General features: G+C 57.8%; 10 protein-coding genes. 2 read left to right on the top strand and 8 right to left on the bottom strand.

The features are described 5' to 3' along the window. Nucleotides 1-3: 3 nt before the first annotated feature. The 7 genes from RBB75_RS04090 to RBB75_RS04060 form a co-directional block, all read right to left on the bottom strand. Nucleotides 4-330, bottom strand: a complete 327-nt coding sequence (locus RBB75_RS04090; RefSeq protein ID WP_179639447.1) for a c-type cytochrome — start codon at nucleotides 328-330, stop codon at nucleotides 4-6. Next, the gene (locus RBB75_RS04085; protein WP_353069629.1) at nucleotides 327-2,474 is read right to left on the bottom strand and encodes a tetratricopeptide repeat protein; all 2,148 of its coding nucleotides are present in this window, start codon (nucleotides 2,472-2,474) and stop codon (nucleotides 327-329) included. Before RBB75_RS04085 ends, RBB75_RS04090 begins: the two co-directional genes overlap by 4 nt. 173 nt (nucleotides 2,475-2,647) lie before the next feature. Beyond that, nucleotides 2,648-4,462, bottom strand: a complete 1,815-nt coding sequence (locus RBB75_RS04080) for a CRTAC1 family protein (protein ID WP_218884717.1) — start codon at nucleotides 4,460-4,462, stop codon at nucleotides 2,648-2,650. Between the two features lie 222 nt (nucleotides 4,463-4,684). Then, a complete protein-coding gene (locus RBB75_RS04075; protein ID WP_179639445.1) occupies nucleotides 4,685-6,421 on the bottom strand; it encodes a CRTAC1 family protein in 1,737 nt (578 codons plus the stop codon). Further along, complete coding sequence (locus tag RBB75_RS04070; RefSeq protein ID WP_179639444.1) at nucleotides 6,418-8,307, bottom strand: CRTAC1 family protein; 1,890 nt, start codon at nucleotides 8,305-8,307, stop codon at nucleotides 6,418-6,420. The genes RBB75_RS04075 and RBB75_RS04070 overlap by 4 nt, the downstream gene beginning before the upstream one ends. 170 nt (nucleotides 8,308-8,477) lie before the next feature. Continuing rightward, nucleotides 8,478-10,307, bottom strand: a complete 1,830-nt coding sequence (locus RBB75_RS04065) for a tetratricopeptide repeat protein (protein ID WP_179639443.1) — start codon at nucleotides 10,305-10,307, stop codon at nucleotides 8,478-8,480. A 16-nt stretch (nucleotides 10,308-10,323) separates the two neighbouring features. Further along, nucleotides 10,324-10,908: a hypothetical protein gene (locus tag RBB75_RS04060; RefSeq protein WP_179639442.1), complete on the bottom strand. Its 585-nt coding sequence runs from the start codon at nucleotides 10,906-10,908 to the stop codon at nucleotides 10,324-10,326. An 80-nt stretch (nucleotides 10,909-10,988) separates the two neighbouring features. Here RBB75_RS04060 and RBB75_RS04055 point away from each other — a divergent pair, with 80 nt between their 5' ends. Continuing rightward, nucleotides 10,989-13,505, top strand: a complete 2,517-nt coding sequence (locus RBB75_RS04055) for an amylo-alpha-1,6-glucosidase (protein WP_353069628.1) — start codon at nucleotides 10,989-10,991, stop codon at nucleotides 13,503-13,505. 54 nt (nucleotides 13,506-13,559) lie between these two features. Here RBB75_RS04055 and RBB75_RS04050 read toward each other — a convergent pair whose 3' ends face one another. Continuing rightward, entirely contained in the window at nucleotides 13,560-14,432 is an 873-nt protein-coding gene (locus RBB75_RS04050; protein WP_179639440.1) for a GNAT family N-acetyltransferase, read from the bottom strand. A gap of 192 nt (nucleotides 14,433-14,624) precedes the next feature. On the opposite strand from RBB75_RS04050, the gene RBB75_RS04045 reads away from it, so the two are divergent. Then, the gene (locus tag RBB75_RS04045) at nucleotides 14,625-15,431 is read left to right on the top strand and encodes a class I SAM-dependent methyltransferase (protein WP_179639439.1); all 807 of its coding nucleotides are present in this window, start codon (nucleotides 14,625-14,627) and stop codon (nucleotides 15,429-15,431) included. The last annotated feature ends 6 nt before the right edge of the window (nucleotides 15,432-15,437 follow it).

The raw sequence follows: 15,437 nt of genomic DNA, 5'->3' as shown, positions 1-15,437 counted from the left end.
TACTTATGGATATTTCGGCTTTTTGTCACGGCAGGAGTGGAGGTAGGCGACGAGGTCATCCACTTCAGCCGTCTTCAGGATGTTGGCGAAGGATGGCATCTCTCGTCCCCCCTGAACAATCTGCGTTCTGATCTGAGTTTTGTTGAGCACGCGTCCTACCCCGGAGAGGTCGGGACCCTTGTCGCCGCCCACGTTGCGGATCGTGTGGCAGTGTTGGCAGCCGTTATTTACAAACAATGCTGCTCCGCGCTGCTTCGCGGACTCGGCGAATGCCGGGAGACAGGAAACGGCTGCGAGGGCAAAAAAGAGTGCAGAGCGCAGCAGATTCATCGAGCAGATGTTCCGGTGTTGGCGGCGGGCTCGACGGGGGAATCTGTGTGTGTGTGCCAGGGTACGGTCTCCGATGCGATTTCGTTGTGTTTGCGCAAGAACTCGAGCGCGTAGGTGCTGGCTGTGGGATCGTCTTTTTGATCTGCGAACATTGCGGCTTCGTGAGAGGCCTTATCTTTCATGCCGAGACGGCGGTAGACGATGGAGAGGATGTAGTGGGCAGCGAGATCGTCTGGGTCGATGGATTGGAGGGTCTCGTACTCTGTGCGAGCTTCGTCGTACTTGCGCTGCTGATAGAGAGAGAAGCCTAACTCTTTATGGGCGTCACGTGAGTTTGGAAATTTTTCGATGACCTGGCGAAGGTCTGCGATGGCGTTGTCAACCTGGCCCTGGTTGCGTTCGACTAGTGCGAGGTAGTACAGAGCGCGCGAGTTGTGAGGGCTGAGAGCGAGAGCTTTGTTGAGACTGGCGCGGGAGGCGTCGTAGCGCTCCCACTGGAAGTTGGCGATGGCAATGTTGATAAAGGCGTCGGCATAGTCGGGACGGAGTTTGGCGACCTGCTCGAACGCGCGGCCGCTCTCTGCGTACTGTTGTGCGTCCAGCATGGCGATGCCGTAGTTGTTCCATCGCATCCAGAGTTTGTTGTCCTGCGGGTCGACCGCGGGGGGATTCTCGCCGAGGGTGAAGGTGCGTGTGCGCTCGGACATGGCAACGACGGGCATCTCGTAGTGCTTGCCCATTCCGAAGTCCATGAAGTGCTGATCGAATCGGCGATAGTTGACCCGCGCGGTGACGGTGATGGGACCGGCTGCGTCCGCGGGTACTTTGAATTGGTAGCGGACGAGCTGTGATCGGCCTGAGGCGATGGTGTTGTTGTAAGCCACCACGCGATTATCCCAGACCTGGTGAAGATCGTTGATGGTCCCTTTGGTGTTTACGAGGCGATTGGTGAAGCTGTGTGCGCGAGGGTCTAGGTCACCGTTGGGTTGGATCGCGCCGGAGTGCATCAGGATACGGCCGGAGGAATCTTTGGCCTCGAATTCGACCCAGCTCTCGTACATATCGCGCTGCTCGGGTACGTGGCTGTGTGCGATGCCTTTGTTCTGAATGATGATCGTGGTGGTGAGGAGGTCGCCGGGCGAGACGGTGAAGTTGTCGCTGCCGAGAGGCGCGATGATCTTGCCTCCGTTTCTCTCGAGGCCGAAGATGTCGACGTTGAAGACACCTGCTTTGAGGAAGGCTATGGTCTTCTCCATCTGAGTGTCGTAGTTGTAGAACTTTGGAAGAACAGTGTTGGCACCTAACCATCGGTGAGAGGCAAGCTTGCCCTCTTTCGCGCCGGAGTCGGAGGTGGTGAGAGCTTCGCGGGTCATGTGGCAGGTCTGGCAGGTGGAGACCTGGTCTTTTACGTAGAAGGGAAGCGGCGACTGTTTTGCGAAGGAGGAGAGCTGCCACTCGTCGGAGAGGAAGATGGCGCGCTGCCATTTGTAGTCGTTGAGTTGTTTGGGGAGGGCGGCCTTATGACACGCAGCGCAAAAGTTGCTGGTGCGATAGAAGTCCTTCATGACGGCTTTAGAGTGGCGGTCGAGATGGGCGAGAATCTCCTTGTCGGAGACCTCGCCGTAGATGGGTTGATTGTTTTCGTCGAGCAGAGCTGCGGGCTGCGCGAGAACGTAGCTTCCTGTGCCGCGGGCGTCAACCTTCTGGATGGAGTGACAGACGGTGCAGGTGATTCCGTCTTCGTCGAACTTGCGATTTACCGGGGAGCCCTTGGTTAGCGCGCCAGAGACGAGGGCGATTGGGTTGTGACAGCCTTCGCAGTGGCGGGTGTATTCAATGCCCTTTTCCGCAGTGAGCAGGTTTGTGTTTCTGATGTACCAGGGGGCGCGAAAGGAGTTGGCGTGAGCGGACTGACGCCATTCTGTATGCGCTTCCTGATGGCAGTGGCTGCAGTATTTGGCAGTGGGGAAGGCTTTGGGGTTGATGAACTGGCCGGTTTCGGTGGTTGCATTTGACGGGAGGAAGGGCTGATCGGCGCCGAATCGAAAGTTGTAATGTTGTTTGACTGATTCGGTATAAACCTCACGTTGCGTGGGGGTCGTGACAGCATCAGATGCGAGAGCTCCATCACTTTTCAAGGCCATGAAAAATGAGGCGATTGCGCCGCACAGCACTGTACAGAGAAAGATGCGACCGATCCGGCTGTAGGGCAATTTCATAGCAACTGTGAATTCTATTGAAGCGGTAAGACTGTTAGCCATCCTCTTACGGGCTGATAGAGATCTCAACCAAAAGATTGAGTGGGGAGGGATGGAAGTTAGAGTCTTGCTCCTTTACCTTCTGCCAGAGTAACGATCTGGTCAACCTTGGTAACTGCGAACTTTTCTTTGACTCCGCTTGGCCAGCGAACTTCAACGGAGTCGATGGTTGTGATGTCGCCGAGGCCGAAATGCACGCGCGGGTCGTGGGTGGAGGCAAAGCTCCCACCAGAGGTAACGTCTCCGCGTTGTCTCTGGGTTCCCGCGGTGAGATAGACCGTGGCGCCGATGGCGTCTCTTGGGCTCTTTGGACCGCCTATCAGCTTCAGTTCGATCCAGTGGTGATGGTCTTGCGAGACGTTGCGGAGCAGGCCGGGGTGACCATCGAGGGAGTTGATGACGACATCCAGCTTGCCGTCGTTGAAGAGATCTCCGACCGCCATGCCGCGGCCAACGTAGAGGCTTGCGAGCGCGGTGCCTTCGACTGCAGGTTCGAAATCAAATTTTTTACCCTCGATGTTGTGAAAGAGGAGCGGTCGTTCTGCCCAGGTGGTCCCCCAGGATGTGTGATCGACCTGCGGATAGACGTGGCCGTTCGCGATGATCAGATCTTTCCAGCCGTCGTTGTCGAAGTCGAGGAATGCGGTCCCCCAGCCGAGAAAAGGAATTGTGGGTTCGGCGATGCCCATCTGATAGCTGATATCGGTGAAGTTGACGTCGCCGTCGTTGCGGTAGAGCGGGTTGTAGTCGTCAGAAAATGTGGTGTTGTAGATGTCGAGCAGGCCGTTATTTCGGTAGTCGCCAGTGGCGATGCCCATTGAAGCGGTCTCGCGGCCGTTCTCATTGAGTGCGTATCCGGAGGCGTAACTCACGTCTTCGAAGGTGCCGTCGCCTTTGTTGATGTAGAGGTAGTTCGGCGTTGAATCGTTCGCGACGAGTAGGTCGGGCTTGCCGTCGTTGTTGACATCGACGAAGACAGAGGCGAGACCGTAGAAGCCGTTTTTGTCGGAGACACCGGCTTTCTCGCTGACGTCAGTGAAGGTCCCGTCGCCGTTGTTGTGGAAGAGGTGGTCTGGCTCTCCCTTGAGACCGCGCGGACCGCACATGACCTTCTCGCCGCGAAACTGGCAGAAGCTGTAGGAGACCTCCTTGCCGCCAGATCCGGGCTGATTTGCGAGGTCGTAGTGAACGTAGCCGGGAACAAAGAGATCGAGTCGCCCGTCACCGTCGTAGTCACCCCAGGTGGCGCCGGTGGACCAGTTGCCAAGACTGACACCAGCTTTCTCTGCGACGTCGGTAAAGGTTCCGTCGTGGTTGTTGTGGTAGAGACGATTTTTGCCGAAGTTGGTGACGTAGATGTCGGGCCAGCCGTCATTGTCGTAGTCCGCTATGGCGACGCCGACGCCCCAGCGGTCATTGGTGACGTGTGCCTTCGCGGCGACGTCGGTAAAGGTACCGTCGTGGTTGTTGTGGAAGAGAGCGGCGTGGGGGGGTGTTGCTTTGCCGCTGATAGCGTCGGAGGTGGAACCGTTGACGAGATAGATATCGAGCCAGCCGTCGTTGTCGTAGTCGATGAGTCCGACGCCGGAGCCGATTGTTTCGATGATGAATCTTTTTTCGGGCGTGCCCATGGTGTGGATCCATGAGGCCAGTCCGGCTTTTGCGGCGATGTCCTGAAAGATGACTGGGCCACTCTTTACGAAGCCTCCGGCAGTGATGGGTCTCTTCTCTTCGTCGAGGACTGCGCGGTGAGCTCCGCCGGTGTTTGATCCTCCTGTTGCCGGAGCCTGGCCGCCCTCTTGAGGCTTGTCAGATTGCGCGTCGGAATGGGAGTTCGGGGATGTGGACTGAGCGATTGATGCCGCTGTGCTCAAAAAAAGTGTCGCGTAGAGAGCAAAGGTAATGGAAGGTGAACAATGGCGAGAACGATGGTGAACGGTCACGAGCGTGTCCTTATAGTCTTCCAGTTTCGAATTCGCAGGAGAAGCTAAGTCCTTCGTCTCTGCATCGGTTTGCCGGATGGTTGATGCAGCATCATGTCTACCATAGACCCCGAAAGAGTGGGTTGAGAGCACTGTTTTGCACTATCGCTGTTTTTAATTCGCCGATGGCACCCGGCCATCTCCCTCGGTCAGGTCGATCATGCGATCCACCGACGCGGGAGGGTCAAAGATCTCCATCTGGCCGTTGGGCCAGCGAATTTGAATGCTCGTGAGGTGCGTCTCCGTGCCGAGGCCAAAGTGGAGACGGAGATCGCTTGACGAGTTGTAACTGGAGCCGCTACGAACCTCGTCTACCCAGAGGCGCTTTGCGGATTTCAGGGTTACGCGCGCGCCAATGGCATCACGGTTGGAGGATGTACCTCTGAGATGAAGGCCGAGCCAGTGGTTCTGATTCCTCGCGAGGTTGACTAAAAGCATTGGACGATCGCTCAGGTTGTTAATCACGGCTTCGAGGCGTCCGTCGTTGAAGAGGTCCGCGATGGCAAGGCCACGGCTGGAGCGTGGGTCGACGAGCCCGGGGCCGGAGGTCTTGCTGATGTCGCGGAACTTTCCGTTGCCCAGGTTGTAGTAGAGGAGGCGAGGCTCGCGATAGGACGAACCTAGTTTGGCGGAGTCGACCTCGGGATAGACGTGGCCGTTCGCAACGAGAAGGTCGGGCCAGCCGTCGTTGTCGACATCGGCGAACATGGCGCCCCAGCCGAGGGCATCGGTGTTGATGCCAAGCCCTGCGGCGAAGGTCATGTCGGTATAGGTGCCGTCGCCATTGTTGCGATAGAGGGTGGAGGTGTCGTCGGAGAAGTTGGTTTTGAAGAGGTCGAGTCTGCCGTCGCCGTCGTAGTCGGCCGTGGTTGATCCCATCCCGGCCTGTTCGCGGCCGTCTTCGTTGAAGGCTACGCCGGCGTCGGCGGCAGTGTCCTTGAAGGTGCCGTCGTGGTTGTTTCGATAGAGGATGGCGGGTGTGGAGTCGCAGGCGACGTAGAGATCGGGCCAGCCATCGTCGTCGTAGTCGAGCGTGGTGATGGAGAAGCAGTAGTGGCCTTGTGTTCGTTCGAATCCACTGGGCTTGCTGACGTCTTCGAACTTTCCGCCGCCAAGGTTGTGGTAGAGGATGTTCGGTGCGCTCTCGAGGCCGCGTGGACCGCACATGACGGGCACTCCCTTCCAGATGCATCCTGAGGTTTGGCCCGGTGTTGGAGTGCGGGCAAGATCGAAGTGCACGTAGTTGGCGACGGCCAGGTCCAGCTTGCCGTCGCGATCGTAATCGACGAAGGCGCAGCCGGTGCCCCACTCCTTGCCTGTGCCGGCGACGCCTGCCTGCTCGGCTACCTCTTTGAAGGTTCCATTGCCCTGGTTGTGGAAGAGGCGGTTTTTGCCGTAGCCGGTGACGTAGATGTCGTCGAATCCGTCGTTGTCATAGTCTCCAACGCATGCTCCTTGCCCCCATCCAGTGGAGACCAGGCCTGCCTTTACGGTGACGTCGGTGAAGGTTCCGTCGCGATTGTTGTGGAAGAGATGATTGGTTGGCTTTGCCTGGCCGGCTGCAGAGGTTGTGCCGGGCAGGTTCGTGCCGTTGACGAGAAAGATGTCGGGCCAGCCGTCGTTGTCGTAGTCGAGAATGGCGACGCCGGAGCCGGTAGCCTCGATGATGTAACGCTTGGATTCGACGCTTCCGTTGACATCGCGAACAGTGATGCCAGCCTTCAAGGCGACATCCACAAACCAAGCGGGGGGAGGATGATCGGTCGTTGGCGGATAGGGCTGCTGCTCTCCGAATGCGGTCGCCGCAAAGAAGAAGATGGCCGCGGTTCGAAGAAAGGAGCTAAGCTTCATGGCTTTGGGGTCGTTGCTGGAGTGGTTGACGCTTTAGATTGCGAGGAGGCGCCCATGGCAACTGTCTTCAGAATCTTTCCGCCCTCTTGAATGACATAAAGATGATTGGCCGCAAGGTCTGTGAGTTTGTCGGTTGTGCCGGAGGGCCACTTGATTTCGACTGAATCTGCTTTAGCGGAGTGGTCGAGGCCGAAGTGGATGCGGAGATCGTTCTGGGAGTAGTAGCTGCCGCCGCTTCGAACTTCGTCGATTTGGATAAAGGGTTTGGCACCGTCTGGTGTTGCGGTTGTGACGCTGATCTTTGCGCCGATGCCGGAGAGGTTTGACTTTGTGCCTACGGTGCGGATCTTGATCCAGTTGCGGCCAGTCGTCGATTCGCAGCGGAGCAGCTGGGGAAGGCTGTTGATGCAGTTGACGACCACGTCCACTACGCCGTCGTTGTCGTAGTCGCCGAAGGCGCAGCCTCTGCCGGGGGCGGGTGTTGTGATGCCTGGACCACCTTGCGTGGTCACCTCTTCGAACTGCCCGTTGCGGAGATTGCGGTAGAGGTACTTGTGTTCGGCGTAGGGCGCGTCGATGGCGGTTCCGTCGACCTCGGGATAGACGTGGCCGTTGCAGATGAAGATGTCGGGCCAGCCGTCGTTGTCCATATCGAAGAAGCCGACGCCCCAGCCGAGATAGCGGGTGTTGACGCCGAGTCCGGACATGTAGGTGTGGTCGTCGAAGTTCCCGTCGCCGAGGTTGACGTAGAGGGAGTCGGTGTCGCCGGCAAAGTTCGTCTTGACGATGTCGAAGTGGCCGTCGCGATTGAAGTCGCCAATAGAGACGCCCATGCCGGCCTGCGGCTTGCCGTCGGGTGAGTAGGCGATGCCGGACTCAATGGCCACATCTTTGAAGGTTCCGTCTTTCTGATTCTGGTAGAAGGTGGCGGCGGTGGAGTCGTTGGCGACGTAGATGTCGGGCCAGCCGTCGCCGTCGATGTCCGAGACAGCTACAGATAAGCCGTAGGTGCCGATGGTCTCCCACATTCCGGATTTTTGTGAGACGTCGGTGAAGGTTCCGTCGCCGTTGTTGCGATAGAGGATGTTCTTGCCGCCCTGGAGACCGGGAGGACCGCAGGCTACCTGAATGCCTTTGTAGGCGCAGCCGGCGGCTTCGGGGAGGGGAGCTGTCTTGATGTCGAAGTCGATGTAGTTGGCGACAAAGAGGTCGAGATGGCCGTCGCGATCGTAATCGATGAAGGCACAGCCGGAGTTCCAGCGCGTCTTTGACTGGAGCAGGCCAGCCTTCTCGGTGACGTCGGTGAAGGTTCCGTTGCCATTGTTGCGATAGAGAACGTTCTGACCGTAGTAGCTGACGAAGAGATCGTTCCAGCCGTCGTTGTTGTAGTCGCCGACACAGCAGCCCTGACCCCAGCCAGCGCGGCCTACGCCAGCTTTGAGGGTGACGTCGGTGAAGGTGCCGTCGCGATTATTTTTGAAGAGGCGAGAGATGGGTTCCTGCCCCTTGGGAAAGCCGTCGAGCCGCGTGCCGTTGACCAGGAAGATATCGATCCAATCATCATGATCGTAGTCGTAGAAGGCCACGCCGCAGCCAGTGGTTTCGAGGAGATATCGATTTTTGTGTTCGCCGCCGTAGATCGTCTTTGCATTGAGTCCGGATTGACGCGCTACATCGATGAAGCTGATGCCGAGAGGAGTGCCTGCGACGGGTGAGGGAAGGAGTTTGGGAGCGGGTCGGGGTACGGCGTCGTAGGTGGGGCGCGATCCCATCTGCTGGGCCGGTTGAGAGGTTTGCGGCGCTGCCAGAGCCAATACGTCATCAAGCGAAAGAACCAGTGCGGTGGTCGAAAGCGAAGTAAGAAAGTTACGGCGAGACCAATTCAAATGGATGCTCCTGAGACAATGGCCCGGTACTGGCGTTCGAGGCTCTCTTCGCCGTGGTAATTGTAATCACAAAATCGAAGACGATTGAAAGAGTCTTGAAATCTGTGCGCGGTGTAGAGAATCTTTACGTGCTAAGGCAACAAACGCTTGTGAGTACCGTAGTGTCGATTCTATGGGCGAGCGGAAGGTGCCTCGCCTGGGGTGGAAGTATTCGCGAGAAGTTTTTTTGCTTTCTGTCGCTCTAGCGCGGCATCAGCGCTTCGTCCCTGCCTGTCGAGAGCGTCGGCCAAAACGGAGTGAGGCTCGCTGTAGTTCGGATCTGCATCGACTGCGGATTGCAACTGTGCGATTGCCTCGGCAATCTGACCTTGCTTGAGCAGAGCCTTGCCGCTATCGAGGGCAAAGTTGGCACGCTGGCGGCTGACAGCGATACGGCTGAGGGATGCGGCTTTTTTCCGTTCGGCTGCAGCGCCTTCAGAGTCTCCCTGCTGGCTGAGGATGGCGGCAAGGCTGATGTGTGGACTGGGCTGGTTGGGCAGAAGATCGATGGCAAGTCTCAAGGCGGCTGCAGCCTTTTCGGGATCGTTGTTATTTTTATAAACATTGCCGAGCAGCGCCCAGGCCTCACCGTTGTTGGGGCGCAGCGTGGTGACATTCTCCAATTCGGTCTGCGACTCTGCGAAGCGTCCGAGCTGCATGTAGAGTACGCCGAGTGTGTAAGGCGGATCAGGCAACCTGGGATCGAGTCGTTCGGCGCGTACGAACTCCGCGATCGCTGCGTTTGGATCGTCTTTCAACTTCAACGCCAGCCCAAGATCGTAGTGGAGATGTGAGTTGTCGGGTTCGACCAGGAGGCCTGCACGAAACTGCTCTATGGCGTGGTTGAGATCGCTCTGTTGAAGATAGGCGACGCCGAGGTCTTGGCGCAGGGTGGGATTTTTCTCATCCAGTACAAGAGCTCGAAGGTAGAAGAGGATGGCGCCCTTGGCGTCGCCTGTCTGCACAAGAGCGAGTCCGAGGTTTGTGAGTACGGCAGAGTCCTGCGGCCGGGCGGCGGCGACCTGTTGAAAGAGTGGAATAGCTTCGCGGGGATTGTCGTTCGCCTGAAGGGTAAGGGCGAGTTCGTACTTGATGTCTGTCGAGGCAGGATCAACAAGCAGCGCATGCCGAAGGACGGTGAGGGCCTTCTCTTCCTGTTCGTTCGCCCGTAGGGCGCGACCAAGTTGCAGCATGTATTCGACGTTTTCTTGAGAGATGTCATTGGCTTTGGTGAGTTCGCTGACTGCGTCTGCAAGGTTGCCTTGATTGAGAAAGACGGAGCCGAGGTGGTAGTGCGCGGATGCGAGCGATGGCTCCAGTGAGATCGCACGCTGAAACTGAACGGTGGCGTCACTGTAGGTTTGCTGCTGCGCGAGGACGGTGCCCAGGCTATCGTGCAGGGCAGCGTTGTCAGGGGAGCTATTGAGAGCTGCCTCCAAGTTTTTTTGAGCGGTGGCAGGCTCTCCCGTTGCTGCGAGGGAGGCGGCGTAGGCGATGGAGGCCTGTGGCGTGAGTGCCTGTACTGCATCGCTCTTCGTTTCGTTGAAGAGCTGAAACATCTGCACTGATTTTTGGTATTCCCGTAGCTGAGAGTAAGCGATCGCCAGGTTAAGGGTGGCATCTGAGTTCTGCGGATCGAGTTTATGCGCCTGTTCGAGTTGATCGGCAGCGTATGGGAGATCTCCCTCAGCAAGTAGTACGGTGCCAAAGGCGCTGTGGCCAGCCGCGACCTCAGGAGCTAATTTGACGACTTTTGCGAACTGAATGTGGGCGGAGAGTAGATCGTTTTTAAGATAGGCTGCGGACCCGGCACGAAATGCCTCTTCGGCCTCTTTCACTCTGTCGGTTGTAAGGGTCTGTGACGAAGCTGCCGGTGCGGAATTTGTCTGTGCCTGCGCCAGGGGAATCATCGTCGCGAAGGCGATACATCGCAGAAGCGGACGTGTCGGAAAGAGTTGCATCTGAGCCCGATTGTAATTACGGATGGAGGGAAGTGGGGTTGGTCGTTTTAGCTGGCGTCTGCGTAAAGTCGACATAGTCGCGACCGCCATAAAGGCGATATCCGGTGCCGTTGGGCGCGGTCAGGATCTGTAGAGGAGTCGGGCGGTGGAGGGTGGCGTCTTTGGTGGTGGGGGCGGAGAAGAGATCGTGGCCGCCGATGTCCATCACGACGAAGGTGTTGCCAGCAACAAAGCCGCAGCCGTATGCTCCAGGCCTGAGCGTGTGTCCTTCGATATCGATCGATGCCTCAGTGATGAGATAGGCCTGATATTTCTCCTGCACCGAACTGGAGTAGCCTGCGGTATCCACTAGTGCGACTAGAAGCAGCGCGTCTTTCGCAAATTGCACTCCGCTGGAGTTTCTGGATTGAATAGGCGCGCTCTGACCTCGGAAAAAGACGGTGGCGGGCAGGAACTTTGCTGCTTCAGCCGCAGTGAGGGTCTTGGATTCAGCGATGGTGGCTGAATCCTTCTGGTATCGACCGGCCAGTGGAGATGCGGCGTGTCCGAAGGAGATCGCGATAGCCAGCAATGAGAGGGAGCACAGGAATCTACGAAGCATGTGCGGCATCTTATCAGTCGCATCGTCGTTAGAGAACACGGCAGCATGTAGACTGGTGGTCTTTTGAGGTGGAGGGGCCGATGAGAGCTGCGTTTGCCGGGGTGGTCATGCTTGGGGGAATTGCGGCTGCGCAAACAGGGGCTCTGCGGCCGGTCGATGCTTTTCCTGTGGCCGATGGCGCGCTGACGATTCGACGTCACGTTGAGACCGGGAAGCCATTTACCGTGGCGGGGACCCGCGGCGTCATAGTGGGGCAGCAGGAGGGGACTTTTGAAGCGTGGGTGTTGCCAGTCAAGCTGCTTAGCCACTTAGCGATTCGAGCAGAGGTAGAGGGCTACTCAGTGCCGATCGATCTAAATGCGGGTGCGGCGGAGATCGAGGTATCTCCCGACCACACCGTAATTACGTATTCGCATATTGCCTTCACGGTACGGCAGATCATGTTTGCGCAAGACGATGCGGAGGATGGGACGGGCGCGGTAGTGATGTTTCAGATCGACTCGACGAGGCCGATGGATTTGACCTTCAGCTTTACTCCGGAGATGCGGCCGATGTGGCCACAACGCAGCCAGGGAGTTCCGTCGGCGGAGTGGGTGAAGCAGCAGGATGGCGGGTTCTATGTGTTGCATACCGACTTCCCGAATCTCGCGGGAGCTGTGGCGATGCCGAATACTCAGCCGGGGATTCTGGCTCCCTATCAGGAGAAGCCGCGAGTTTACCCGCTGGAGCTGAAGCTGCACTACGATCCGAAGCGGGATACGAACCGCTACTTCCCGTTGCTGATGGCGATGGGAGATACTGTGGAGACGGCGACGAATGCCGCGCTTCAGGGGAAGCTGGAGCGGTTGAATGCTACTCTGCCGCAGGTGTATGCGAAGCATGCGGCGCGATATGCCGGGATGAGGGACAGCCTGACGGCGATTAGCACTCCGGATGCTGGATTGAACGATGACTTCGCCTGGGCTGAGATGTCAATTGAGCAGTTGAGGGCGAAGGCGCAACCAAGTGGGGAGATTGGTCTGGTTGCGGGATATTACTCGTCGGGCGATTCGGCGAGGCCTGGATTTGGCTGGTACTTTGGGCGCGACAGCTTGTATACACTCTATGCCGTGAATGGCTTCGGCGACTTCGGGTTGGTCCGCGACGAGCTTGAGTTCCTGATGAAGCGGCAGCGTGAGGATGGAAAGATCATGCACGAGTATCCGCAGACCGCGGCTTACTTTGACTGGAAGAACTTCTCTTACGCTTACGCTGCTGCTGATTCGACGCCGCTGCTTTTGACGGCGATGCTGGACTACGTACGGACCAGCGGCGATGTCGATTTTCTTCGGAAGCATCGGGAGACTGTTGAGAAGGCGTGGCGTTTTGAGACGACCCATGACACCGATGGTGACGGGATCTACGACAACTCTCAGGGGACCGGATGGGTGGAGAGCTGGCCGACCGGGATGCCGCATCAGGAGATCTATCTTGCGCTGCTGGATCAGCAGGCTTCGGCTGCGATGGCGAAGCTGGCTGGGCTGCTGGAGGACAAGGCAACGGCTGACTCTGCCGGTGCGCGGGGTGTCGAGTTAGCGAAGAAGATTGAGGCGGAGTACTACGATGCTTCGCGGCAGGCTTATGCGTTCAGCCGGAACGCTGATGGGTCGCTCGACCGCGCTGCTACGGTCTATCCGGCGATTGCATGGTGGGACGGCGGTGAAGGTTTGGCTCATGCGCAGGCGAGCTTTCGGCGGTGGGCTTCGCACGATTTTTCTACCGACTGGGGCCTGCGGGATGTCGCCGAGAGCGATCCTTTTTATGATCCGATCAGCTATCACCAGGGGTCGGTGTGGCCTCTGTTTACCGGGTGGGCGTCGGTGGCGGAGTACCGTGCGGGACATTCGCTGGCTGGGTACGCGCACCTGATGCAAAATGCGGATCTGACTACGGCGCAGGATCTTGGCGCGGTGACGGAGTTGTTGTCGGGTACGTTCTTCCAGCCTTTCGGGCGCAGCACGAGTCATCAGCTCTGGTCTTCAGCGATGGTGATTACTCCGATGCTGCGTGGTCTGTTTGGTGTCGATGTGGACGGGCTTGCAAACTCCATTCATCTTGATCCGCATCTCCCTGCTGACTGGGACCATGCTGCTGTCGATAGGCTTCATGTGGGTGCGTCTATTTGCTCGCTGGAGTACCAGCGTGAGGCGCGTGGCCTGGTGGTGAAGGTGAGTACGCTCTCTGGCCCGACGGTTCGGCTGGCTAGTACGGTGAAGGGTTCGCGGGCTTCGGCAGCTGGTTCGTCGGTGGTCTTTGCTTTGCCGGCGGTTGAGGTTGTAGTGCCGCATGGGTTGCCGCTGCCGGGAGCGCGGACGGCGCAGATGAAGGTGCTGAGCGAGGTCTCGGAGGCGCACTCGATGAAGCTGGAGTTCGAGGGACAGGCGGGCACGACCGTCGAACTGACGGTTCGGCGGAATGTGGCCAAGCTGAATCTCCACGTTGAAGGTGGAACGATTGTGGATGCGGCAGCCGGCAAGGGTGATGGGTTGGAGAAGCTGGTGGTGAAGTTTCCGCAGGGTACGGGGTATCAGCAGAGTGCTGTGACTTTGAGCTGGTAAAGGTATGCGTGCCGCCAGCGTTCTCGATGGATCGAACAGTGTGCCGGGCGGAGACTAGAACAGTATGGACGGCAGCCAGGAGCCGGCGGGATCGTTATACAGCCCGACGCTCATCAGCGTCATGGGCTGAACCACTCGCAGACCATTCTGCAGGCACCACCGCAACAATGCGCTATTGCGAGAGGGGACGAGGATTCCAGGACCGGCAAAGGAGTCTGCGGAAGCGATCAACGCCTGCATATCCGGATTTGTCTCCGATGATGAGTGGCCAAAGAAGGCGAGATGGGTTGTGTATCCGGTAACGCGCCCTTCTCGTTCGACGACCAGGGCTGTGCCTCGCGAGATGGCCTGTTGCAGGTCGACGGCGCGATCGAAGCCATGAACGCGGCGAGAGAGCGAGTTGCAGGCATCTTCGTCGGTCGGAGTAGCGGGCCGCACCTGGCATCCGGGAACGCTGCGCTCGCGAGTCTGTCCCTGCAGGCAGCAGAGCGGCTCACGGACGTCGAAGCCGCAGGAGGTATAGAGGGAGAGGGAGCGATTGTGAAAGGCCGCCTGGACCAACCGTACTCCGGCGGCTCCGCGATCATGGGCGCGATTCATCACGGCCTGCATCAGCAGACGGCCGACACCCCTGTTCTGTACCGCGGGGTCGATCGTAATGGGTCCGACGCCGCGGATGATGGAGCGCTCGTCAAGGACGTTGCTGCCGACGATCTGGCCGTCGATCTCCGCCACAACGCAGTAACAGTTGGGGTCTGAAAACATCGAGGAGATGGCACGTATCGCCATCTCAGGTCGGGGGAAGTCGGGTGGAAAACCATGAGCAGAGCTGATGGCAGTAAAGGCGTCATAATCAATCTGCCCACAGGTTGCGGCATCTTCGGCTGTGGCAGATCTGATAACGACAGACGTATCTTTCGACGGCATCGTGAAACGCCTCCAGTTTTGTGCGAGAAGTCTACCAGCGCAGCATTCAGCGTATAGGCCAGCAGAAGCAAGCTCAGCTTGTACATAATCAGGCTCGTTTGACTTTACGTCTTTTTGAAAATTCCAAAGTAGGTTGCTAGTCTGTTAGCCAATTCATCCACCAATAGAAACAGGCTGAGGAGGATCTCTAACGTGTCACAGAAAGTGGATCTCTATGACAGTGCATATGGAAATTATGTGTCGGATACGTACCGACATGTGCGCATCGAGACCTACGGCGAGGATTTTGGGCAAACAAGCTGGGTTACAACGGAAGAATCCAACGAAATCCCCCAACTGCTGGACCTGAGACCCGATTCGTTTGTGCTGGAAGTGGGGTTCGGTTCGGGTGGCTATGCGTTGCACCTTGCGGAAAAGGTGGGCTGCCGTCTCGTCGGGTTAGATATCAATCCATTGGGAGTTCGCAATGCGAACCAACTTGCGCTGGCAAGAGGCCTTGGTTCAATGGCCCGTTTTGAGCAGTGTGACGCTTCGAAAAATCTGCCTTTTGACGACGACAGCTTTGACGCTGTGTTCTCGAATGACGTTTTGTGCCATCTTCCAGGACGTCCCGAGGTGCTGGCTGAGATGTTTCGCATACTGAAGCCCGGCGGACGGATGCTGTTCAGCGACGCTCTGATAGTTGGCGGATTGCTTTCCAACGAAGAGATCGCCACGCGCAGCTCGATTGGTTTTTATGTGTACAGTCCGCCCGGAGAGAATGAACGACTCCTCGAGCGAGCAGGGTTTCGCCGGATCCGCGTAACCGACACAACCGAGAGTGCATCTCGGGTGGCGAAACAGTGGCATGATGCACGGGAGAAAAGGAAAGAGGAACTGGTCGCAGCGGAAGGCGATATCAACTTCGAGGGGCTGCAGCGGTTCCTTTCCTGCGTACATACCCTAACGGGCGAAAAGCGCCTACTGAGGTATCTGTACTTTGCGATTAAGGAATCGTGAGATGAT

It is taken from the genome of Tunturibacter empetritectus (genome assembly GCF_040358985.1).
Lineage (GTDB): Bacteria > Acidobacteriota > Terriglobia > Terriglobales > Acidobacteriaceae > Edaphobacter > Edaphobacter empetritectus.
The sequence above is the reverse complement of the archived record's forward strand: the minus strand, read 5'-3'. Positions and strand labels throughout refer to the sequence as shown.